Origin of the sequence: Stenotrophomonas sp. SMYL41, from assembly GCF_036319965.1 — a bacterium.
Classification (GTDB): Bacteria; Pseudomonadota; Gammaproteobacteria; order Xanthomonadales; family Xanthomonadaceae; genus Stenotrophomonas; species Stenotrophomonas maltophilia_R.
Window position 1 is genome coordinate 165,891 of the sequence record NZ_JAWIRX010000009.1, and the last position, 20,434, is coordinate 186,324.

Annotated in this window: 22 protein-coding genes, 1 pseudogene and 1 riboswitch; of the genes and pseudogenes, 15 read left to right on the forward strand and 8 right to left on the reverse strand. The window is 66.1% G+C overall.

Translation table 11 applies throughout. The features are described 5' to 3' along the window. Positions 1-54: 54 nt before the first annotated feature. From V3B30_RS12705 to pnuC, 7 genes are all read left to right on the forward strand, one after another. Positions 55-693: a response regulator transcription factor gene (locus V3B30_RS12705; RefSeq protein ID WP_100474997.1), complete on the forward strand. Its 639-nt coding sequence runs from the start codon at positions 55-57 to the stop codon at positions 691-693. A 375-nt stretch (positions 694-1,068) separates the two neighbouring features. Further along, a complete protein-coding gene (locus V3B30_RS12710; RefSeq protein ID WP_100474998.1) occupies positions 1,069-1,839 on the forward strand; it encodes a hypothetical protein in 771 nt (256 codons plus the stop codon). Positions 1,840-1,950: 111 nt separating this feature from the next. Further along, entirely contained in the window at positions 1,951-3,945 is a 1,995-nt protein-coding gene (locus V3B30_RS12715) for a peptidoglycan-binding protein (protein WP_262084041.1), read from the forward strand. Positions 3,946-4,191: 246 nt separating this feature from the next. Next, entirely contained in the window at positions 4,192-4,599 is a 408-nt protein-coding gene (locus V3B30_RS12720) for a glycine zipper 2TM domain-containing protein (protein ID WP_100474999.1), read from the forward strand. A gap of 123 nt (positions 4,600-4,722) precedes the next feature. Next, positions 4,723-5,847, forward strand: coding sequence for a phosphotransferase (locus V3B30_RS12725; RefSeq protein WP_100475000.1), 1,125 nt, complete (start codon positions 4,723-4,725; stop codon positions 5,845-5,847). Between the two features lie 43 nt (positions 5,848-5,890). After that, positions 5,891-5,986: riboswitch (TPP riboswitch) on the forward strand. 70 nt (positions 5,987-6,056) lie between these two features. Continuing rightward, positions 6,057-8,246: a TonB-dependent siderophore receptor gene (locus tag V3B30_RS12730; RefSeq protein ID WP_262084042.1), complete on the forward strand. Its 2,190-nt coding sequence runs from the start codon at positions 6,057-6,059 to the stop codon at positions 8,244-8,246. Between the two features lie 8 nt (positions 8,247-8,254). Further along, positions 8,255-8,827 (forward strand): nicotinamide riboside transporter PnuC, encoded by a 573-nt coding sequence (gene pnuC, locus V3B30_RS12735; RefSeq protein WP_262084043.1) that lies wholly within the window; start codon positions 8,255-8,257, stop codon positions 8,825-8,827. A gap of 129 nt (positions 8,828-8,956) precedes the next feature. Here pnuC and V3B30_RS12740 read toward each other — a convergent pair whose 3' ends face one another. From V3B30_RS12740 to V3B30_RS12765, 6 genes are all read right to left on the reverse strand, one after another. Further along, the gene (locus tag V3B30_RS12740) at positions 8,957-9,376 is read right to left on the reverse strand and encodes a hypothetical protein (protein WP_262084044.1); all 420 of its coding nucleotides are present in this window, start codon (positions 9,374-9,376) and stop codon (positions 8,957-8,959) included. Between the two features lie 98 nt (positions 9,377-9,474). Next, positions 9,475-10,317, reverse strand: coding sequence for an EcsC family protein (locus V3B30_RS12745; protein ID WP_100475003.1), 843 nt, complete (start codon positions 10,315-10,317; stop codon positions 9,475-9,477). Between the two features lie 97 nt (positions 10,318-10,414). Next, complete coding sequence (locus V3B30_RS12750; protein ID WP_262084045.1) at positions 10,415-11,389, reverse strand: Dyp-type peroxidase; 975 nt, start codon at positions 11,387-11,389, stop codon at positions 10,415-10,417. Between the two features lie 123 nt (positions 11,390-11,512). After that, positions 11,513-11,881 carry a VOC family protein gene (locus V3B30_RS12755; protein WP_262084046.1) on the reverse strand — a complete coding sequence of 123 codons (369 nt, stop codon included), beginning with the start codon at positions 11,879-11,881 and terminating at the stop codon, positions 11,513-11,515. Positions 11,882-11,949: 68 nt separating this feature from the next. Next, entirely contained in the window at positions 11,950-12,717 is a 768-nt protein-coding gene (locus V3B30_RS12760; RefSeq protein ID WP_262084047.1) for a DUF6597 domain-containing transcriptional factor, read from the reverse strand. A gap of 123 nt (positions 12,718-12,840) precedes the next feature. Then, positions 12,841-13,416: an Ax21 family protein gene (locus V3B30_RS12765; protein ID WP_049465985.1), complete on the reverse strand. Its 576-nt coding sequence runs from the start codon at positions 13,414-13,416 to the stop codon at positions 12,841-12,843. A gap of 160 nt (positions 13,417-13,576) precedes the next feature. Here V3B30_RS12765 and V3B30_RS12770 point away from each other — a divergent pair, with 160 nt between their 5' ends. The 3 genes from V3B30_RS12770 (at position 13,577) to V3B30_RS12780 (ending at position 15,909) form a co-directional block, all read left to right on the forward strand. Beyond that, positions 13,577-14,581 carry a DUF2268 domain-containing protein gene (locus V3B30_RS12770; RefSeq protein WP_262084049.1) on the forward strand — a complete coding sequence of 335 codons (1,005 nt, stop codon included), beginning with the start codon at positions 13,577-13,579 and terminating at the stop codon, positions 14,579-14,581. A gap of 211 nt (positions 14,582-14,792) precedes the next feature. Further along, a complete protein-coding gene (locus V3B30_RS12775; protein WP_005420910.1) occupies positions 14,793-15,065 on the forward strand; it encodes a hypothetical protein in 273 nt (90 codons plus the stop codon). Positions 15,066-15,222: 157 nt separating this feature from the next. Further along, positions 15,223-15,909 (forward strand): hypothetical protein, encoded by a 687-nt coding sequence (locus V3B30_RS12780; protein ID WP_262084050.1) that lies wholly within the window; start codon positions 15,223-15,225, stop codon positions 15,907-15,909. A 20-nt stretch (positions 15,910-15,929) separates the two neighbouring features. On the opposite strand, the pseudogene V3B30_RS12785 reads toward V3B30_RS12780, so the two are convergent. Next, positions 15,930-16,177, reverse strand: a pseudogene (locus tag V3B30_RS12785) (arsenical resistance protein ArsH); the annotation flags it as partial. A gap of 81 nt (positions 16,178-16,258) precedes the next feature. Here V3B30_RS12785 and V3B30_RS12790 point away from each other — a divergent pair. From V3B30_RS12790 to V3B30_RS12805, 4 genes are all read left to right on the forward strand, one after another. After that, positions 16,259-16,588: a metalloregulator ArsR/SmtB family transcription factor gene (locus V3B30_RS12790; RefSeq protein ID WP_100475006.1), complete on the forward strand. Its 330-nt coding sequence runs from the start codon at positions 16,259-16,261 to the stop codon at positions 16,586-16,588. A 38-nt stretch (positions 16,589-16,626) separates the two neighbouring features. Next, positions 16,627-17,130, forward strand: coding sequence for an arsenate reductase ArsC (locus tag V3B30_RS12795; protein WP_100475007.1), 504 nt, complete (start codon positions 16,627-16,629; stop codon positions 17,128-17,130). A gap of 13 nt (positions 17,131-17,143) precedes the next feature. After that, positions 17,144-18,175 carry an ACR3 family arsenite efflux transporter gene (gene arsB, locus V3B30_RS12800; protein WP_262084051.1) on the forward strand — a complete coding sequence of 344 codons (1,032 nt, stop codon included), beginning with the start codon at positions 17,144-17,146 and terminating at the stop codon, positions 18,173-18,175. A 488-nt stretch (positions 18,176-18,663) separates the two neighbouring features. Then, positions 18,664-19,038, forward strand: a complete 375-nt coding sequence (locus V3B30_RS12805) for a hypothetical protein (protein ID WP_100475009.1) — start codon at positions 18,664-18,666, stop codon at positions 19,036-19,038. 13 nt (positions 19,039-19,051) lie between these two features. On the opposite strand, the gene V3B30_RS12810 is transcribed toward V3B30_RS12805, so the two are convergent. Continuing rightward, positions 19,052-19,717, reverse strand: a complete 666-nt coding sequence (locus V3B30_RS12810) for an Ivy family c-type lysozyme inhibitor (protein ID WP_315973636.1) — start codon at positions 19,715-19,717, stop codon at positions 19,052-19,054. Between the two features lie 115 nt (positions 19,718-19,832). On the opposite strand from V3B30_RS12810, the gene V3B30_RS12815 reads away from it, so the two are divergent. After that, on the forward strand, positions 19,833-20,309 hold the full coding sequence (locus tag V3B30_RS12815) for a nuclear transport factor 2 family protein (protein WP_238381647.1): 477 nt from the start codon (positions 19,833-19,835) through the stop codon (positions 20,307-20,309). Positions 20,310-20,434 lie beyond the last annotated feature (125 nt).

The following is a 20,434-nucleotide window of genomic DNA, read 5'->3' on the forward strand; positions in this document are numbered from 1 at the left end:
CTGCCAGGGACCGCGATGGTCGCGGCCCGGCGTGCCCGATGGCCATACTAGAGCATGAGCTTGCGCATCATCATCGCAGACGATCATCCCGTGGTCCGTATCGGTACCCGCGCCGTCATCGAGTCGAGCGGCGTGGGCCGCGTGGTCGGCGAGGCCGACAGTGCGCAGGCGCTGATGGCCCTGCTCGGCAGCCAGCCCTGCGACCTGCTGGTGACCGACTACTCCATGCCGGGCAGTCCACAGGCCGACGGCTTCGCCATGATCGGCATGATCCGCCGCCGCCATCCCGACCTGCCAGTGCTGATGCTCAGCGTCTCCAACAACCTGGCAATCCTGCGCATGGTGCTCGACAGCGGGGTACTCGGCCTGGTCGACAAGAGTTCGTCGATGGACGAACTGCCGCAGGCCATCCAGTCGGTCTACCGCGGCCAGCCCTACATCAGCCGCAGCCTGCGCGAGCGGGTGGACGCGGCCGGCAGCTGGCGCATGCGCGAGGGCGACGGCAAGCCGTTGTCACCACGCGAAGTGGAGGTGCTGCGACTGCTCGGCACCGGCATGACGGTGAAGGAGATCTCGCTGCAACTGCACAAGAGCGTCAGCACCATCAGCCGGCAGAAGGGCGACGCCATGCTCAAACTGGGGCTGAAGGGTGACGCCGAATTGTTCGACTATCTGCGTGACGGCAAGATCTGAGACGCACCGCACATAACCTCCCCGCCCGTCGCGCCCCTCTTTGACGGCCTGCGGATCTGTGCCAAGATGGGTGGGCATGAGTTCTCAATGCGAGGTCGAAGGAATCGACCGGCTCATGTCCTCGCTCCCGTCCCTGGTGGATGGGGTGCGGCTTCCTGCCGGCCGTCTGGCCCGGCAACGCTGACCATGGAGAGGCGCATGCAGTCCCCCCCCAAGCTACGTTGGACCCTGCCGTTGCGGCCCCTGCGCGCCTTCGCGGCGTGCCTGCTCGTCTCTCTTTCCGCTGCCGCCTGCAGCGCCGCCGATCCGGCCCCCTCGTCCTCCCAGCCTGCGCCTGCGCAGGCTGCCAAAGCGCCCCGACAGGATGTTGCCCCGATGCAGAACCGCTCTCCCGATGCCGCCGTCACCCCGCCCGACGCACCGACCGTGATGTATTTCATCTACCAGGTGGATGGCGATGGTGCGACGTCCTATGAGGTCCAGAACGGCAGCGTGGCGACCTTCTGGTTCGGCCACGCCTTCACCCTGGACGGCACTACCTACTACACCGGTTTTTCCTGGGATACCCGCGAGCACTACGGCAAGCCGGGCGAACAGCAGCCGGCCGGCCCCGACGACCGCGCCAATCTGGCCGAAGCCACCTTCGTGCTGGCCGGCAGCGACGCCAGGAAGCCGTGGAAGTTCCGTGGCCAGGAGTGGACCATCGGTGCGCTCGGTGCCTACGACAAGGCCGATGACGTTGATACCCGGCGCAAGCCGATCGAACACCGCACCGCCGACGGCCGCCTGCTGCTGGCAGTGCCGACCAGCAGCTTCGACCGCGGCGTCAGCAGCAGCGGCTACGCCCTGCTGCTGTTCAACCCCAAGCGCAGCGAGGACGACCTCGACAGCAAGGTCTGGCGTTACGTCGGCTCGGTGCGCACCGGGGAAGACAACAGCGCGGCCTGCGACGATGGCAACGTGATGCCGTGCACCGACAGCGATGGCGAACTGGCCTTCGTGGCCGGCAGCAATGGCCTGCCGCAGCTGACCGTGACTTTCAAGGGCACCACCATCGAAGGCCCCGGCAAGACCCGCACGCTGGGTGCCGGCGACACCGTGCACTACACCTTCGACAGCGCGACCCAGCAGTACGTCGCACCCTGATTGCACCCGCCACACGCGGGTTCCCTGTTGACCGACATGTTCTTGACTCACGGATGAGTCCGGTTGGCGATTCGCGGCATCGGCCGCTCCATCAACCCCGAGGAAAACGTCATGGCACAGCATGACTACAGCAAAAAGGAAGTCCTGGACATCGTCGAGCAGGTCGCCAGGCAGAAGGGCATCCCCGTGGATGACTTCATGCGTTTCGCGCACATCGAGACCGGTGGCACCTTCAACGAGCGCGCCCACAACACCTCGACCGGGGCCAAGGGCCTGTTCCAGTTCGTGCCCGGCTCGGCCCGCCAGTACCACCTGACCGGCCACGAGTTCGACCCGACCCGCAACACCGAAGCCGCCGCGCAGATGTACCAGGACAACCTGGGCTCGATGGCGCGCCGCAATGAGCGCACCGGCCACCCGTACCTGTCCGGCGGCGACACGCCGACCGGCCTGGACCTGTACCTGGCCCACCAGCAGGGTAGCGCCGGCTATGGCTCGGTGCAGACCGCGATCGCCACCGGCACCTTCGGCGTGGTCCGCAACGGCCATGGCGAAGAGATCAACATGCGCCGCAACGTGCTCAACCAGATCGGCTCCGATGCCAAGGCACTGACCGGCCATACCCTGGCCGAAATGCGTGGCATGAACGACGGCGACCTGGCGCGGACCTTCTCCAGCTACTACATCCACAAGTACGCAGCGATCAGCATCCCGGAAAAGCACATCGCACCGCAGACCGTGGCACCGGGCCAGACCCACACCCAGACTCCGGCTGCGCCGGCGCAGACTGCAGCCGTGGGCGCCGCTGCAGCCACGCTGGCGGCGACCGCAACGGCTGCCGCCGCGCCGAAGCCGGGCATCGAACTGCAGGCCGCCTACGACGCCGGCGTGAAGTACGACGACGTCAAGTACGCCATCAACATCCCGGGCCATGCGCTGTACGTGCCGGGCAAGACCGGCAAGAACGTGGACCAGGGCTACATCGATTGCTCCGGCTGGGTCGGCACGCTGCAGAACCGGACCATGGACGAGATCAACCAGAAGGCCGGGCACGCGGTATTCAGCAAGGCTGATCGCATCGACCTGGGCAACCTCGGTTCCGGTGGCATCGTGCGCAAGGCGTTCGACCAGTCCGGCGTGCTGCTGGACCGCGACGCCATCCTCAAGCCCGATGCGCTGAAGGAAGGCATGGTCATCGGCCTGGATACGGCCAGGACCCGCCATGAGCACTGGAACGGCATCGACCACATCGTGATGGTGGTGCGCGACCCGAACACCGACAAACTGCTGATCAGCCAGTCCACCGGCAGCAAGGGCGTGCACACCATGCCGGTCGAGGACTACCTGAAGCAGGTGAAGGACCACCCGAACTGGAAGCTGTTCGCGTCGGACCCGTTGTCCAAGGCCCGCGACCTGCTGGAGAGCCGCACCCAATCGCACGAGCAGACCCAGGGCAAGCCTGCGGCCGAGCACAAGGGCACTGGCACACCGCACGCCGAACTGTACAAGCCGGGTGCACACAGCGAGGGCGTGCGCAAGGTTCAGGAGCAGCTGGGCCACCTCGGCTATGCCGGTGCCGACGGCAAGCCGTTGGTCGAGGACGGCCGCTTCGGCCGCAATACCGAAGCGGCTGTGCGCCGGCTGCAGAAGGACAACGGGCTGGTCGCCGACGGCATCGTCGGTGCGAAGACGCTGGACGCGATCCGGGAAGCCCGCGAGCGCCCGCTGCTGAACGACGAGCGGCACCCGCGCAATCCGATGTACCTGCAGGCCAGCGAAGGCCTGGAACGGATGCCGGCGGGTACCTTCAAGGACCGCCACGCGCTGGAAAGTGCCGCAGCGGCGCTGACCAGGGAGGCGCATGCCGCCGGCCTGCAGCGCATCGACGCGGTGGTGCCCAGTCCGAACGGTGAGCGCCTGTTCGCCGTGCAGGGCACGATCGGAGACCCGGCGGCCAGCCGCGTTGCGGTGGAAACCCGCACCGCCAGCGAACAGAGCATGGCGCTCAGCAGCGGCGCGGTGCACGGCGCGCCGAACGTGCTGCACCAGCAGCAGGACGCGCAGCAGGAACAGACCCGCCAGGCGCAGAAGGCCATGGGCGTCTAGGCCCGCAACGCCTTGCAGACCGGGAGGGGCCGCGCCATGCGCGGCCCTTTCCCTTTCTGCCCGCTGAGCGGCCAGGGCCGCTTTCAGCCTTGCTTCATGCCGCCTGCCGCTAGATGAATGCGCAAGCCGCACGGTGGACCAGGCAATGTTCCGGCAATGTTGGAACGCCAGCGTGGACACCACGGCAGCCGGGGCGCCCCGCGCCCTCCCTGCCCAGCGTGGCATGCACCTCACAGGAGAACGAACATGCTCAGTACTTCCGCACTCAGCTTCCGTGGTCTGGCGATGGCTCTGGCACTGGTGGCCGGTGTGGCCGTGGCCAGCGATGCCAGCGCGATGTCGAGGAAGGACAAGCGCACCCTGGTCGGCGCCGTGGTCGGTGGCGTGGCCGGCAACCTGCTCTCCAACGGTGATCCCGCTGCCACCGTCGGCGGTGCCGTGGCCGGCGGCGCGATCGGCAACCTGACTACCTCCGACCGCCGCGACCGTCGTTACTACGACAATCGCCGTTACGACAACCGCTACGATCGCCGTTACGACCGTGGCTATTATCGCAGCGGCTACTACGACCGCGGTGACGACCGTCGCTGGCAGCGCGAGCGTTACTACGACAACCGCTACTACCACGACCGCGGCCGCCATCGCGGCTGGTAAGCAGCGCGGCATCCCCATGCCGATGCACGGACGGGCGGGTCGATGACCCGCCCGTTTGCGTTGGCCGCGTGCATGGCGTTGAATGCGCAGCCTTGGATGTGACTTTCCCCACTGGGTTGCGGCATGACGTCTTCCTCCCACCGCGTGCAGGGCCTCAACAACGATGAGGTCGCCGCCGACTGGCCGCCGATCAGCACGGCGGACATTGCGTGGCTGCGCCGGCGTTATCCTCAGCTGGACGAGCGCAGCCAACCCCGCTGGCACAGCCCGCGGCCGCTGTCGGCCGCCGCCATCGTCAACGGCGTGGACGGCGCGGTGTTCATCAAGCGCCACCACCACAGCGTGCGCAGCGCGGCGTGCCTGGAAGAAGAACACCATTTCATCGCCCATCTGGCCGCCGCCGGCGTACCGGTGGTGCAGGTGCTGGCGGCCACCGATGGCCACACCGCGGTCGAACACGGCGAATGGACCTTCGAGCTGCATGCGGTTGGCGTGGGCGACGACCTGTACCGCGACGCGGTGTCGTGGTCGCTGTTGACCGATGTCGCGCAGGCCCGCGAGGCTGGCCGCATGCTGGCCCAGCTGCACCGCGCCGCGGCCAGTTACCACGCGCCACAGCGCAGCACCCATCTGCTGGTAGCGCGCGACGATCTGATCCGCGCCGACGATCCGATCGCGGCCATCAAGGCGGGGCTGCACGAGCGCCCCGGGCTGGCCCGCTATCTCGCGCGCATTCCGTGGGAATCGCAGCTGCAGCGTGACGTGCTGCCGTGGCATGCCGGACTGGCCGAGCGCCTGCGCGACGAGCCACGGCTGTGGGCGCACAACGACTGGCATGTTTCCAACCTGCTGTGGCGCGATGGGCAGATCAGCACCGTGCTGGATTTCGGCCTGGCCTCGCCCACCAGCGCGCTGTTCGACCTCGCCACCGCGATCGAGCGCAACGCGGTGGCGTGGCTGGAACTGGAGCGCGGCATGGAGGCGGTGCGCATCGATATCGCGCTGGCCCTGCTCGACGGCTACCGCGAGGTACAGCCGCTCTCGGCGGCACGCGTACACCTGCTGGCCGACCTGCTGCCGATGGTCCATTTCGACTTCGCACTGTCCGAAGTGGAGTACTTCGAAGGCATCACCGGCTCGACCGCGAACGCGAACGTGGCCTGGCAGCCCTTCATGCTGGGGCACCCGGCGTGGTTCCACAGCGCGCCGGGACAGGCGCTGCTGCAGGCCCTGCACGCGGCAGCCTGAAGGGCACCGGCTCGCAAATCCGTACCATTTGTAGTGAAATGGTCACCTGAAGCGGGGGTGCCTGGATCTGCCAGGCTGAGAGAGTCCCTTGGAACCTGATCCGGTTTGCACCGGCGTAGGGAGCTTTGAGCCGCAGCCACGCCCCCGTCATGGGCCGGTGCACCTGCGCGCCGTCGCTTCGTCTCCCTTGTTGTCCGAAGACGAACCGAATGAACCGCTGCCTGCGCCCCACCCTGCTCTCCCTCGCCCTCTGCGCCGCGCTGCCGCTGCACGCCAGCGAGGCCGAGGCGTCCCCCGATGCGGCTGCCACCGGCGCCGAGCGCTCGCCCACCGAACTGGCAGCAGTGCGCGTGCAGGCCGGCAAGCCCAAGGCCGATACCGCGCGCGTGAACGCCTTCGGTGGTGGTTCCTGGAAGGACACGCCGGCGTCGGTGAACGTGCTTGAGCGCGATTACCTTGATCGCCGCCAGGTGCGTTCGCTGTCCGAGTTGGCCAGCAACGATGCCTCGCTGGGCGATGCGTATGCGCCGGTGGGTTACTACCAGAACATCGCCATCCGTGGCTTCGCCCTGGACGCCGCCACCGGCTACCGCTTCAACGGCCTGTCCATCGCCGGCGAACAGCGCCTGGCGCTGGAGAACGTGCAGTCGGTGGAGATCCTCAAGGGTGAAGCCGGCCTGGCCGCAGGCGTGATGGCGCCCGGCGGCATCATCAACTACATCGGCAAGCGCCCGGCCGAAGTGCGCACGGCGACCCTCGGCACCGATTCGGAAGGCTCGCGCTACGTCGCCGTCGATGTCGGCCACTGGATCACGCCGCGCCTCGGCCTGCGCCTGAACGCCGCCTGGGATTCCAGCAATTCCTATGTCGAGCACGCCGATGGCCGTCGCAACTTCTACTCGCTGGCGGCCGACTGGCTGATCGGCGAACGCGGCAAGCTGGAAGTGGATGCCAACTACCAGACCAGCTCGCAGCGTTCGGTGTCGGGCTACCAGCTGCTGGGCGCGCGCGACCTGCCGCGCGGCGTCGACCGCGAGCATCTGCTCGGCTACCAGCCATGGCAGCGCCCGGTGGACATTGCCAGCACCAACATCACCGCGCTGCATACCTACGACTTCAACGATGCCTGGCAGTCGCGCGTCTCGGTCGGCCACAGCCGCTCGGTGATCGATGACAACGTCGCCTTCGCCTACGGTTGCTACTACGCCGCGCAGTGCGCCGATGGCAGCCTGCCGGGCAACTACTTCGCCCCCAATGGCGATTACGACGTCTACGACTACCGCAGCCCGGACGACACGCGCCGCAACCAGCAGGCCCGTGCCGAGCTGCGCGGCCGCTTCGAGACCGGCAGCGTCGGCCATCAGCTGACCGTCGGTGCCGACTACTTCCGCCGCACCGTGGACAAGCGCCCGAGCGTCAACGAGTACGTCGGCACCACCAACATCCACGACGCGCAGGTGCCGGTGTTCGAGCCGTCGCCGAAGATGCCCGGCCCCTCCGCACGACGCCTGGACAGCCGCCAGACCGCGTTCTTCGCGCTGGACCGGATGAGCTTCGGTGATGACTGGCAGTGGCTGGCCGGCGGCCGCTTCGTGCGCCTGGACGAGCGCGCCTACGACAAGCGTGGAAACCCGCAGCGGCACAGCCGCCTGTCGCGCTTCCTGCCGCAGGCCGCGGTGGTGTGGAAGGCCACCGACCGGCTCAACGCCTACGCCAGTTACGTGCGCGGCATTTCGCTGGGCCAGGAAGCGCCGTTCTGGACCAGCAATGCCGACACCTTCCTGCCGTCGGTGCAGTCGCGGCAGCTGGAAGTGGGCGTGAAGTACGTGCCCGTCGAGGCGCTGACCCTGGGTGCGGCGGTGTTCCGCATTTCGCAGCCTTACCAGTACGCCAAGCCCGACAACAGCGACGTGGGGTACACCTTCGTCGAGGAAGGCTCGCAGACCCACACCGGCCTGGAGCTGACCGCCAACGGCCAGCTGACCGATGCGCTGCAGATCGTGGCCAGCGCCAGCGTGCTGCAGGCGCGCGCGCGCGATGCCGGCACACCGGCCTATGAAGGCCATCAGCTGGTGAACGTGCCGAAGGTGCGCGCCAGCGTGCACGTGGCTTATGCGCTGCCGTTCGTGCAGGGCCTGGATGTAACCGGTGGCTGGCGCTATGCCGGTGCCAACGTTGCCCGCGCCGACGGTGGCGTGCGCGCACCGGACTACTCGGTGTTCGACGCTGGCCTGCGTTTCCAGCATCGCCTGCACGAGCGCGCGGTGACCTGGAACCTGTCGGTGGACAACGTGTTCAATCGTTTCTACTGGCGCGATACCGGCAGCAGCGGCGGTGACTACTACCTGTTCCCCGGCGCACCGCGACAGGCCCGCCTGTCGGTGACGTTCGCGCTGTGAGCGGCGTGATGCTCGAGTGGACCGCCGCGCTGTGCAGCATCCTCGGCGTCTGGCTGATGGCCCGGCGACGGTTGGTGGCGTGGCCAGTGGGGCTGCTGTCGGTGACGCTGTACGGGCTGGTCTTCGCCGAGGCCAAGCTGTATTCGGATACGCTGCTGCAGGTCGCCTTCGGTGGTTTCCTGGTGTATGGCTGGCTCAACTGGCGGCAGCACGCCGCCGATGAGGGCAGCGTCCGCATCGTGCCGTTGGCGCGCGGCAAGCTGCTGCGCGACCTGGCCATCGGCCTGTGCAGTGGCGTGGCGCTGGGTGCGGCCATGCATACCTTCACCGATGCCGCATTGCCCTGGCTGGACGCGATGCTGACCGCGCTGAGCCTGGTCGGCCAGTGGTGGCAGGCGCGCCGCCACGTGGCCTGCTGGTGGGTGTGGATCGCGGTGGACGTGGTCTACGTGGGTGCGTACCTTTTCAAGTCGCTGCACGTGACCGCCGCGCTGTACGTATTCTTCCTCGGCCTGGCCGTGTTCGGCCTGCGTGCGTGGAGCGCGGCCGCGCGCGAGCCGCAGGGTGCACCCGTGCGTTGATGCGGATGGCCGGGCTGTGCGCTGGCCATCCACAGTAGAGCCACGCCATGCGTGGCTGGGGGCTACGGTAGTCGCCAACCTTGGTTGGCGCGCGCCTGACGACCAGACACATCCACGCATGGCGTGGATCTACTTCGGCTCCAGTACCAGGCCCAATCGCAGCGGTTGGCGCATGTCGGCGGGCGGTGCCGCCTGCAACGGCGCGGCCTGCAGCGTCGCGCGCAGGTCGGTGTCGACCTGGGCATCGCCCAGGCTGTCGAATTCCAGTTTCGAAATGCGGCCATCCGCCGCGATCCACACACTCACCGGCAACGGCGTCGGTGCATCAGGGTGTGCCTGCAGCCATTCCAGTACACGCTGCGCGTGCGGGTCCTGCTCGTGTTGCAGGCGCTGCTGCAGCTGGCCGCCCACGGCGGCAGCATAGGCCATCCAGTGCGCAGGAGCTTCCTGCGCGGAAACGCTGGCACTCCCCAGTGCCAATGCGCCGAACAACGCGGCCAGCGGCCGCCACCAGCGGCGTACACCGGGCCTGTTCCCTGCCATGGCCATCGCCAACCTCCTGCGCTCCCATCCAGCGCGCCATGGTCGGCGCACTGGATGACAGGGAGATGGCACCCTGCTGCATTGCTTCGGCCCGCCCAGATGAATCAGCCTCCGACGACTGCCAGTTCGGCGTCCTCAAGCGCGCGCCCGTTCTCAAGGAGCCAGCGCTCCTGGAAGGCGTGCCTGGCCGACCAGCCAATCTCCTTCAGATACCAGGCATTGACCGATCCACCCACCACCGCACCAATGGCAGGGATGGCTTGCAGTGCCTTGCGCTTGGTCATGTTGATCCCCAGCTGCTTTGCAAGGGTTTTGACCGCGATAACGCCGGCTTCTTTGCTGAATCGGTCTGTTGCAGCCTTCTCCGCAAGCTTTTTCCATGTCGTTTTGGCGATGCTGACCTGGACCATGCGAAGCGTAGTCAATGCGGCCGTTTTCTCCGCCATTTCATTTGCACTGGACGCAGAGAGAATTGCGAGCATGAAGTCCTTGTCTTCTTTCGACTTTGCCTCGAACCCGTAGCAGGCACCAATCTTGTGGATCGTACGAAGTGCCAGCACAAGCACCATGGGAATGTCCGCCGCGATGCCGAAGATTCCTGCAGCGCCGGTAGCAGCACCCTCCGCGCCGGCCATGCCAATCGCCCAGTTGTGGACTTCGTCGGCCAGTTCATCCGACCGCTGAAGGCCCAGCGTCTTCAGTTCATTCAAGCTGGAGACGCCGGCATCACGGGTGAGGTCGCCGGTGTCGGTAAGCCATTCAGCCGCTGAAGAAGACAGGTCGAGGATGCCCCGCATGGCGGCTTCAGGAACCACTTTTCCGATCAACCATGAAACCGGTGCAAGTGCTTTTCCGGCGGTCTGGGAAATGACCGAAGGCTCTTCATTCTTCCATTCGACGATTGCTTTCCATTGCTGCTGTTCGTAAGGGGTCAGTTCCACTTGCATTCTCCGTCGGTCCTTGTGCGACCCCAGCCATGTGGCGGGGCGCCTCGGTATCGGCCAGCGGAGAACCTTCTTGAGCCTGCATTCCTCTTGATGAGGTTCACTCGCCCAGGTCGGCCAGCACCTTGCGCGAGGGCGCGAAGAAGGTCACGCCGGTGGTGGCGGTGGAGAAATCGAGGATGCGGTCGTGCAGCGGTGCAGGATTGCCGATGAACATGCGCTCGAGCATCTTCTCGATCACCCACAGGCGGCGCGTGTAGCCGATGAAGTAGGTGCCGTACTCGCCGCGGCCCGGGTTGGCGAACGGCATGTTGTCACGCAGGATCTCGTGCTCGCCGTCGGCGTCCTCAATGGTGCACAGGGTCTTGTGCGATTTCTGCGCATCGGCCGGCGCATCGTCCAGCTCGATGTTGTCGTGCTTGGTGCGGCCGATGATCGCTTCCTGCGCCTCGGTCTTCTGTGCGCGCCAGGCATCGAGGTTGTGCAGGTACTTCTGCACCACCACGTAGCTGCCACCGGCATGCGCCGGGTCTTCATCGCCGACGATGGTGGCTTCCGGCAACGACAGCCCCTCCGGGTTGGCGGTGCCATCGACGAAGTCGAGCAGGTCGCGGCCATCGAAGTAGCGGAATCCGGCCACGTCATCGACGGTTTCCACCGCATCACCGAACGCCATCAGCAGGTTGCGCTCGAACGCCACGATCAAGTCCATGGTCCGTGCGCGGATGTGGTACAGCAGGTCTCCGGGCGTGGACACGGCGGTGTGGGCCGCGCCCTTGATCTCGCGGAACGGCTTCAGTTCGCGTGGCGGCGTGCTGCCCACCAGCGGCTGCCACACGCGGTGGCCGATGGCCACGTTGCAGGTGAACGTGCGCTCGATCTCGCGGATGGCGGTGTTCTTGATCAGATCATCGGTGCTGGCCAGCACCTCGCGCGCCTTGGCGATCGACGCCTCATCGTCCTTCACCTTCAGCACCAGGAACGCCGCCGAATGGGTGAGCGGCGCAGTGATCTGCTGCGGCTCGTTGTCGAGCGTGTGGTTGAGGGCGGTGATCGGTGCGGGCTGGGAATTCACGGCAGTTCCTGCTGGCTTCAGACGGATGCACCGCTGGTGGCGATGCGCCGGCGATCATAGCGGAACCGCCTGGCCGGCGGCGGAGCGGTTCTCGTTCCGTCCACCGACAAAGGTCGGAAGACCTCAATCCACGTCACTCCAGACCGCCAGCTCATAGCCATCCAGATCGCGGAAATGGAAGCGGCGGCCACCGGGGAAGGCGAACACCGCCTGCACCACCTCGCCACCGGCGGCAACCACGCGCTGCTGTGCGCCGGCCAGGTCCGCGCAGTACAGGATCACCAGCGGACCGCCGTGCGCACGCACCGGTGCGTCGGCCACGAAGCCACCTTTCAGGCGGCCATGGTCGAACTCGGTGTAGGCCGGGCCATAGTCGGTGAAGTGCCAGCCGAACACCTCGCCGTAGAAGCGTTTGCTGCGGACGATGTCGGCGACGTTGAATTCGATGTTGTCGATGCGGCGTTCGGCATCGTGGGTGGCGGCATGGCTCATGCGGTGGCTCCGTGGTTGGAACCCCAGCTTCGGTCAGCGCGGCACGGTGGTCTTGAACGAAACGGCCATCATCGCCCCCATTCCAGGCGCAGCTGCCGTGCGGTCATGCTGGCTAGCTCGCGCGCCTCGCGGCTGAGATGGGCCTGGTCGGCATAGCCGGCATCGGCGGCCAGCATCGCCAACGAGTGCTGCGGCAGCGCGCGGCTGTGCCGCAGGAAGCGTTGCAGGCGCAGGATCCGCTCCAGCGTCTTGGCCCCGTAGCCGAACTGCGACTGGCTGAAGCGCCGCAGGCTGCGCGGGCTCAGGCTCAAGCGTGCCGCGAGCTCATCCAGCGTGGCATGCCCGCTGGCAAGCGCTTGGAACAGGGCGTGCGCCCGCTGTGACCGGCTGTCGAGCGCCGCGCCCCCGAGGTGCGGCTGCAGGCAGTGCGCCATCCGCTGCAGGCGCTGCGCCGGCGCGGTGTCGCCGATGGAGGCCGCGGCCTCTAGCGCCCATCGACCCTTGAGATCAGCCAACGGCACCGCCTGGCCGATGATCTCGGCCAACGGCAGGCCCAGCACGGCCAGCGCCTGCCCTGGCCGGAAGCGCGCACCCAGCACCTGCGCGCCCGGTGCCAGCATCGGATGTGCGGCGACCCGGTCAGGGCCGACGACGAACAGCGCACCGTCGCGCCAGAGGATATCCACGCAGCCATCGGGCAGCACGGTGATATGCCCATCAGCATCGTCAGGAAGCTGGCTCTGCCACAGCTGGCCGAAGCGGCCACGCAGCGGGGCAGGTGCCAGATGCTCCTGGTAGGTCGTGCCGGTACCTGCGAGAGAGGAAGGGTCGCCCATGCCGCATTGTCGCGCCACGCGGCCCATAAAAGTGAAGCCCGGCGCAGGGCCGGGCTTCGGTTGGCGTGTGGGAGAGAGAGAGAGTCACACGCCAGCACAACATGCACTAACGACAGGCGTTTGTTACCAGGTGAAGCGCGGGCCCACGAACCACTCGCGGTCGCCGGCCTTGGCCAGCTTCACTTCGCCGCTCAGGCCCCAGTTCTGGTTGAACTTGGCGGTGGCACCGACGCGGCCGTAGAACTCGCCGTCCGGGTTGATGCCGTGCTTCTTGGTGTAGTCCTCGTAGCCGGCCATCACGTAGCCTTCCACGTACGGGTTGAACGCGGTGCGCACGCCGACTTCGGTCGAGTAGCCGTTGAAGTCCAGGCCGTGCTTCATGTCGAACTTCTGATACGCGACGCGCGCCACCAGGTCGGTGTTCGGCGCGATGCCGTAGTTGTAACCGGCGCCGATGCGCCACTGGTCGACGTCGTTCTTGAACGTGTCGGTCTCCTGCGCGCTGTAGTCGCCGAAGATATGGAAGTTCGGGTGCACCGCCACGGAACCCTTCACCTTCCAGCCATCGGCGTCGCCGCCCTTGGCATCGGTGTTCACGTAGCCGCCTTCAACGTAGTTGTACGACAGGCCATCGGTTGCCGATGCAGCGAACGGCAGAGCAGCCAGAAGACCCAGGGCGAGCAGCGAATTCTTGTTCATCGGGACACACCTTTAATTATTTTGGTTTCGTCGGCCGCCTCCCGGGAGGGGAGGGAGAGAAGGCGGTCGACAGGTGTGAATTATCCGTTAGGGGGTCTAATCAACCCTGAATATTGAACTGACTGGTGTATAAATAAGGCTTCCATTCAGGGAACTCCACATGCTGCACGCGTCCGTAGCGTCACTGCTGTTTCCGCCCCATGCGCGCCGCACAGTGCGGGGGCTGCTGCTCGTCGTCCTGCCGATGATGCTGCTGCCAGCCAACGCAGCCGAGCGCACCCAGCCTTCCGCGCGCATCGTGGTACAGACAGACGACGTCAAACGTTTCTTCAGCGTGCTCGATGCCAGTGGAGGAAAACCGAGTGCCGAAGATCTGCAGCACGGCTATCTGGACACCGGCACGGATGCATTGCGCAGTTTCACCGATAGCCGCATCGGCTCGATGGAACGTTTGGCCAGGACCATCCAGGACAAGCCGGCGTTGTTCGCCAAGGCGCGCACCTGCGCGACGGCGCTGCCGGAGATCCGCGCGCGGGTTGCCAACGCACTTGGTCGGTTGGGCACGCTGCTCCCCTCCGCACGATTTCCTCCGGTCACCGTACTGGTCGGGCGGGGCAACAGTGGCGGCGTCACCACCGAGGATGGTGTGGTGATCGGATTGGAAGCACTGTGCAACGCTGACTGGATGCAGGCCGATGTGAGCGATCGATTCGTCCACCTGATCGCCCATGAGTACGTGCACGTGCAACAGCCCGGTGCGAGCGTCGATGTGGCGCAGCCCACCCTGCTCTATCAGACGTTGCTTGAAGGCGGCGCCGAGTACGTGGGCGAACTGATTTCAGGGCAGCCGGCCAACACGCATCTGCATCGTTGGACGCAGGGCCGAGAATGTGCCCTGGAGCGTGCGTTTGTGCAGGACAGTGCAGGCACCGATCATTCGCAGTGGCTGTACAACGGCCCCGGTGATGAAGCGCGACGCGGAGATCTCGGTTACTGGATCGGGTACCGCATCGCCCGCGACTATGTTTCGCGCGCGCCAGACCGGACCAAAGCCATCGCCACGCTGCTGGATGTACGCCCCGACACCGCCGCGACCGTGCTTGAGGCGAGCGGATGGCAGCCTGCCTGCATTGGTGGAAAAGGTGCGGACAGGCATCTGCTGTGAGACCGGCTTCATACAGATGAATTGGCGAAGTTGAACAGGCGCAAGGCGCGCCGCCGACGTAGATCAGCTCGCCTGATCCCGCTTGTTAATGTTGGGTCAGAAGCGGGCTTCACAGTGCTTCCACGTACTCAAATTCCAGCTGAAAGCGCTTGGTAGCGCCGGGAACAAACGCCGCTATATTCCAGCTTCCCCAGACGAAGGAGGGAGTGCAATGAACCTGAACCCGCAACACATGAAGACGGCCCGCGCACTTGCTGTAGCGCTCATCGCCACCGTAAGCCTCGGGGCTTGCGCCACCTACAAGGACGAGTTCGCAACCATCAACTCGCGTCTCGACCAGCTCGACGTCAAGGTGCAGGGCGCTGCGCAGAGTGCGGAGTCCGCCAACCAGTCCGCACAGCAGGCCAACCAGCGTCTGGACCAGATCGAAGGCCGCGTGCAGCAGCTTGAAAGGGCACCCGTCGGCCGCAAGCCGCGCGGATAATCGCTCCCGCACTGTTTGAATTGATCCACCTCTGTATCGGGACCCAGTGGCCTTCGCCGGCCACTGGCATCCTTCCACCCAAGATCGCATTGCAAGGAGCCGCCCCATTCGTACTTCCTCCTCCCCTGCACGCCGCGCCCTCCATGCCGCACTGGCCATGGCACTGGTCGTTGCGTGCAGCGGCGTAGCCAACGCCAGGGACAAGGACGCACCTGCACCATCGGTGACCGCCGTTGATGAACTTCCGCCCGACCAGAGCGTGTCCGAAACAGTGATCGAGCTGGCTGGCTGGGTAGTCGCCAGCAAGGACAACCAAGGCTATCCGTTCGCGATCATGGACAAGGCGGCCGCCCAGGTTCTGGTCTTCAGCGGCGACGGCAAGCTGCGCGGTGCAGCACCGGCGCTGTTCGGTTCGGCCATCGGCGATCACTCCGCACCGGGCGTCGCCAAGCTTGCGCTGAGCGCGATTCCCGGCCACGACCGCACTACGCCTGCGGGCCGCTTCATTGGTGCTTACGGCCCTTCCGAGGATGCCGGGCGCGTGCTGTGGGTGGACTACGATTCGGCCGTGTCGATGCATCCGCTGCCGCCGGGCAGCCCGAAGGAAAAGCGTGCCGAACGGTTGGCAACGCCGACCCCGGACGACAACCGCGTCACCCACGGCTGCATCAACGTCTCGCCGGCGTTCTACGAGCAGATCGTGCATGCCACGTTCGAGAAGGGCGGCGTGTTCTATATCCTGCCGGACAAGGATTCGATGGCAAAGACGTTCCCCGAGTTCGCGCAGAGCCGGGGCGATGCAAAGGACGAAGAAGAGAAGGGCGCGCGGCGCGCGAGCAAGTAGAGCGCGTTTGCCTAAGGAACTCAGCGAGCGGCGGCGCCTGCTGCCCTGACCAATGCGGCCGCGATCTCGTCGCCTTTCCGCTCGCTGTAGCGATCCACCAGATAGTCCAACCGGCCCCGCGTCAGCAGCGTGAACTTCACCAGCTCCTCCATCACGTCCACCACGCGGTCGTAGTACGGCGAGGCCTTCATTCGTCCGTCGTCATCGAATTCCTGCCAGGCCTTGGCCACACCGACGACTGGTTGGGGATAGGCGCGCTGGTGATGATCGGGCTGAGGCAATGACGATTCCACCGGGTTTGGCAGGCCAGGGCTTGTGACTGGCTCATTCATTCGACTATTCTAGAAATATGGAAACGTCGAATGCAATCACCGCCCTGACCGCCCTCGGCCATGCCACCCGCTTGGCTGCCTTCCGCCTGCTGGTGGAGGCCGGCCCGGCAGGGCGCATGGCTGGCGACATCGCCACGGCCCTGCAGGTGCCCCCAGCCACGCTCAGCTTCCACCTGAAGGAGCTGGTGCAGGCCGGGCTGGTGGAGAGCGAAAGCCAGGGCCGCAATGTCTGCTATCGCGCCAACTTCAATTCCATGAACGGCTTGATCGAGTACCTGACGCACAACTGCTGCGCGGGCTCGCCAACCGAGCAATGCGTGTCCACTGCGCCTGCCTGCAAGTGCTGAACCCGCACAGATCCACCTCCCCTCAAGGCAGTTGCTCCATGACCCGCAATGTCCTGTTCCTCTGCACCGGCAACAGCGCCCGCAGCGTGCTTGCTGAAGCCACCCTGCGTGCCTGGGGCGGCGATCGCTTCAGGGCATTCAGTGCAGGCAGCCAGCCCACCGGCCAGGTCAATCCATTTGCGCTCGTCCAGTTGCAGGCCGAAGAAATGTCTGTTGAAGGGCTGCGCAGCAAGTCGTGGGATGAGTTCGTGGATGCAGCCCCGATGGATCTGGTAATCACCGTGTGTGATGCAGCCGCTGCCGAAGCCTGCCCTGTGGTGTTCGGTGACTTCATCCGCAGTCACTGGGGCCTGCCCGATCCGGCCGCCGTAGCGGGCAGCGATGCCGACAAGGCCGCAGCGTTCGCGCTGGCCCATGCCATCGTGAAAACGCGCCTGCGTGCGCTGCTCGCACTGCCCGAACCGGTGTGGTCCGAACGCAAAACGCTGCAGCACGCGCTGGACCGGATCGGCCAGCTGCTGCCGACCGACGGCGCGCAGTGACGGTGCTGCTGCCATGAGCCTGTTCGAGCGGCACCTGACCCTGTGGGTTGTGCTGTGCATTGCGACCGGCACCCTGCTGGGCCACTTCCTGCCCGAGGCCTTCGCGGTGCTCGCATCCGCGGAGATCGCCAAGGTCAACCTGCCGGTCGCGGTGCTGATCTGGCTGATGATCATCCCGATGCTGCTGAAGGTCGACTTCACTGCGATGCGCCAGCTGCAGCAGCACTGGAGGGGCATCGGCGTGACGCTGCTCATCAACTGGGCCGTAAAGCCGTTCTCGATGGCGCTGCTGGGCTGGCTGTTCCTGCGCCATGCCTTCACGGACTGGCTGCCCGCAGCACAGATCGACAGCTACATCGCCGGGCTGATCCTGCTGGCGGCCGCGCCCTGCACCGCCATGGTGTTCGTCTGGAGCAACCTGTGCCGTGGCGATGCCAACTTCACCCTGAGCCAGGTGGCGTTGAACGACGCGATCATGGTGGTTGCCTACGCGCCGGTGGTGGCACTGCTGCTGGGCCTGTCGGCGATCACCGTGCCGTGGGACACGCTGCTGTTGTCGGTGGGCCTCTACATCGTGGTGCCAGTACTGGTGGCTGCACTGCTGCGGCACTGGATCCTTTTGCGCAGCGGCGAGGCGGGCCTGCAACTCACGCTTCGAAGGTTGGGGCCGCTGTCCCTGTCCGCGCTGCTGCTGACGCTGGTGGTGCTGTTCGGGTTCCAGGGCCAGCAGATCGTGAAGCAACCGCTGGTAATCGCGCTGATTGCCGTGCCGATCCTGATCCAGGTCTATTTCACCTCGGGCCTGGCCTACCTGCTCAACCGTCGGCTGGGCGTGGCACATTGCGTGGCCGGCCCGTCAGCGCTTATTGGTGCCAGCAACTTCTTCGAACTGGCGGTGGCGACAGCGGTGGGACTGTTCGGCGTGCATTCGGGCGCGGCGCTGGCGACGGTGGTTGGCGTGCTGATCGAGGTGCCGGTGATGCTGTCTGTGGTGCAGATCGTGAACCGTACTCAAGAGTGGTACGAGAGACGCGAAGAGCACTGAGAGAACGGAGTGCGTCGATGTCGATCTACGCTCTTCACTCCGCACTGTCGTCATCGGCTTGGTGGGGTACCCGTACGCCACGTCATCAACTTCGACCCATGTCGCATATTCCCCAAGCCGCAACGGCCGTTGCGGCGCCTGCGTCTGCGATGGCTTAACAGCATGCAAGAATGCCGAAAGCGTCTTTGATCCAGCGTTGAATGCAACTCTTCTGATTGGCACTGCGCCGCGGCACGCGTACAGATGGCAGGCCACCGGAAAAGGGTGGCCGGGCCTCGAAAACCCGTGGCAATGCGTACGTTGTTTGCGCCTGCCCGTCGGCGTCACCCAGTGTGACGCCGGCGGGCAATTCGTCTGCCGACTATGGTGGGCGGAGCGTGGAGGCCTTGTGCCTGCCGGCCTTGTACGCACTGTCCCGGTTTTCGAGCCACGTCTCCGCCCGCCACCTTTGTGTGGCGGCTTCCGTCTGTCCTGCACGGAGCATTGCCATGACCTCACCGGACTTTCCCCGCCTGCATCCGCATCACTCGCCCGCCAATGCCGGTGAGCCGTCAGAACACGCGCCTGCGACCGATCCGAATGCCTTCATCGCCACGCTTCACCGCATCGGCAAAGGCGCGGCCGCCGACGGCCAGCCCTGGCCGGAGCGCCACCAGATGCCGGGCCGCTGCATGGCGCTGGCCGACGCGGACTGCGCACTGGCAAGCCAGCGCGTGACGCTGGAACTGCTGCTGGCGGCCGAACGCGTGCGCCAGAACGGCACGGAGGCCGAGTACGTGGGCGACCGGGTGATGGAAGGGCTGATCATGGCGTGCCTGGCCATGAACGCACAGGCCAGCGCGCGCATGCGGCCGGACGGGTGACGCGGGCACCACCTCACTCGCAGAGCGCGCTGTCTTCCTTCAACGCGGCATCCTGCAGAGGCTGGCGCTGTTCGATCTGCGCACGTTGTTCCGCCGTGGGTTCGCCCAGCCACCACACACGGCAGCGCGCGGTAAGACGGCCGACCATCTTCGACTGATCGGGCGAATACAGCATCGCCAGAGCAGTGCCGGGGCAGTCGTGGGCCTGGCAGGCGGTGTAGAACCACCACGGCTCGCCCTGCAGCACCACCCGTTCGCCAGGCCCGCTGGGCCCGCTCAAAAGGCGTTCTCGCAGCGAGGGAATCTCCTTGTCGGCGGATTCGGCCGCCGCCGTGTTCTGCATCAGGGCGTTGAACGCGGCCAGCACCTTCGGGTCCTTGCGGCCGCAGTCGTCCACGGTGTTGCCGCCCACCAGGGTGAAGAAATGCGTCGCCAGCGGGTTGTCCGCGCAGGTGAGGTCCCCGCCGGCACTCGGTCCTTCCGGCTCGCCTTCGTTGTCCCATACCGAGGGATCCACGCCGTCTTCGATGGACGGTTCGTTCTCGACCACCGTCGCTGTGGCGGCCGGTGCTTCGGTGGTCGGTGCCGGTGCGGCCGGCGCTGCATCCGGTGCCGATGCCTGCCCGCAGGCGGCCAGCAGTGCGACCGTCAGTGCCATCCCTGTGATCCGAATCTTCATTCCCTGTCCTTGTCCGGTCTGCGCTGCATGCAGCCATGCGGGCGCCTGCGCGATTCTAACCAGCAGCGCGCTAGGATGCGTTCGCACGTTCCCGTCATCGCCTGGAGCCGGACGCATGCGCCGTACACGACTCGCCATGATCTTCTGCAGTGCCCTGCTGCTGGCATCGCCGGCCATCGCCCATGATGCTGAAGGCGCGAAGCCCGCACAGCCGCTCCCCGATGCAGCCTTGCCCGCGCCGCTGGAGCGCGTGCTGCGCGACTACGAGCAGGCGTGGCGCCTGGGCGACACCAAGGCGCTGGCAGCACTCTTTGCCGAGGATGGCTTTGTGCTGCAGAGCAACCAGCCCCCGGTGCGAGGACGCAGTGCAATCGAGGCCGCGTATGCCGGCCAGGGCGGCAGTCCATTGCGGCTGCGTGCCTTGGCGTACTCGGTGGATGGGAACGTCGGCTACATCATCGGTGCCTACAGCTATGGCAACGCCGTGGCGGACACCGGCAAGTTCACGCTGTCGCTGAAGCGCGTGGGCGATGGGCCGTGGTTGATCTTCTCGGACATGGACAACAGCAACGCGCCGCCGCGATCGCGGTGATCGGGCGTTGCGCTAGATCCACGCCGTGCGTGGATATGCCGCGCGCGTGGTGCCGAGCAAGCTTGGCACCCACCGCAGCCTGTCTCCCGCCCGGCACCCGCGTGTGTACTCCCTGATGAAAAAAC